The sequence below is a fragment of the Paenisporosarcina sp. P5_A11 genome (genome assembly GCF_056400705.1).
Genome location: NZ_JBFUKT010000313.1, coordinates 1 through 1,881, shown reverse-complemented (window position 1 = coordinate 1,881; position 1,881 = coordinate 1). Strand labels below are relative to the sequence as shown.

Below are 1,881 nucleotides of genomic sequence, written 5' to 3'. Positions count from 1 at the left end.
CTTCAGTAGCTGTACAAACACCATTTTCATCTGTGTCGTCCCAGTTTTTCATAAAGATTCCGATTACGTCATACCCTTGTTGTTTCAATAAATGAGCTGCAACGGACGAATCAACGCCGCCCGACATGCCAACAACGACACGTGTATTTGCAGGATCTTTTAGTTGTTGCATGATTCTCACCTTTTCTATAATATTATTTTGTTCAAAAGTAGCATCAAAAGAGCCAGTTTTGGAACTCAGGTTAAGAACGCCACACCATGCCCGTACGATTACTCGTCGCTTTTGTGGCAACACCTGAGTGACCTGCTTTGTGCAGGCCCCGATGTGCTATTTTGATTGACTTTTGAACATTCATTTCTATTTTACAAGTCGTTTGACTACATTAGCTGTTAAAGTTGCTGCTTCTTTTATTTCCGCGTCCGTTACTCCATACCCGAAGCTAAAGCGAATTGAGTTGCGAAGTTCACTTGCTTTTTCGCCGTACATCGCAACTAGAACGTGAGAAGGATTTATTGAACCTGCAGTGCATGCTGAACCACTCGATACACTTAATCCCGCCATGTCTAGATTAACGAGTAATGATTCGACATCTGTACCAGCAAAGCTCACATTCAGGATATGCGGGAGTGTAATCTGTTCTTCACCATTTACTTTGAAATCAATTTCAGCTTGTTGCCAAATTGAAGCCATCTCTTTTTTAAATTGGCTATACTGATCGCGTTTTTCTTTCATTGTTTGTAGTGCGATAGTGACGGCTTCTGCGAAAGCCAAAATTCCTGGAACATTTTCTGTCCCCGCTCGACGTTTTCGTTCTTGTTGCCCGCCAAAGAATTGTGGTGATAACTTCGTTCCTTTCCGTTGGTACAAGAAGCCAATTCCTTTAGGTCCATTAATTTTATGTGATGAAACAGATAAAAGATCGACCTTTAAATCATCTACTGAAATTGGTAATAATCCGTATGCTTGAACAGCGTCTGTATGGAAAGTTGCCTTATGGTCGTTTAATAACTCCCCAATTTCTTGAATCGGTTGTATGGTACCCACTTCGTTATTACCAAGCATTATGGTAACTAATATTGTATCGTCACGCAGAGCTTGTTTAACATCTTCGACAGTTAGTCGTCCCTGCGAGTTAACAGGCAAGTAGGTGACTTCAAATCCTTCTTTTTCAAGCTTTTCACATGCTGTTAGAACTGCATGATGCTCGATTTGAGAAGTAATAATATGTGAACCTTCAGTTTTTCTGCCATAAGCAGTACCGAAAATCGCAAAGTTATCTGCTTCCGTTCCGCCACTCGTCAAAATAATATCTTGATCTTTTGCACCGATGCTACTAGCAAATTGTTGTCGCGCAATGTCTAATTGCTTCCGCGCTTCACGACCAGTCGCATGAATACTCGATGGATTGCCATACGTTTGCTCCATCGCTTCCATCATTTTTGTAATTACTTGTGGATGGATGGGTGAAGTAGCTGCGTGGTCTAAATAGATTCTATTCATGTCGAACTCCTTTATAAATTATTCAAAAAGTCGCCGTTTAGGTTTTGCAAAGTTTAAACGCAGGAATAGGTTATCAGTAATTCATAAGATTGACATTTTTAAAAAGCACATATTCCTGTTGTTTCCTCGCCTTTTTGAACAAGCATTTATATATAGTACATGTAACCGTCATCTGAAGGCGATTCACTGTACTTAGCTAAATCTTCAATTGTCGTTGTATCTAATACCGTTTTCACTGCATCTCGAATGCGTGACCACAATTCTCGTTGCGGAGGCGCTTCGTTTTCAATGCCTTCTACAGGTTGAATCGGTCCTTCTAAAACACGAATAACATCCCCCGCAGAAATTAAATGTGGGGGTTTTGAAAGCTTATATCCACC

2 protein-coding genes and 1 pseudogene are annotated in these 1,881 nt (G+C 40.5%); all 3 read right to left on the bottom strand.

Translation table 11 applies throughout. From position 1 onward, the window contains the following. Window positions 1-295: pseudogene (locus AC1DOS_RS19810) on the bottom strand (hypothetical protein); the annotation flags it as partial. A gap of 63 nt (window positions 296-358) precedes the next feature. Continuing rightward, a complete protein-coding gene (locus tag AC1DOS_RS19805) occupies window positions 359-1,501 on the bottom strand; it encodes a cysteine desulfurase family protein (RefSeq protein ID WP_477538866.1) in 1,143 nt (380 codons plus the stop codon). 146 nt (window positions 1,502-1,647) lie between these two features. Then, on the bottom strand, window positions 1,648-1,881 hold a 234-nt coding region (locus tag AC1DOS_RS19800), incomplete at its 5' end, for an RrF2 family transcriptional regulator (protein WP_477538865.1).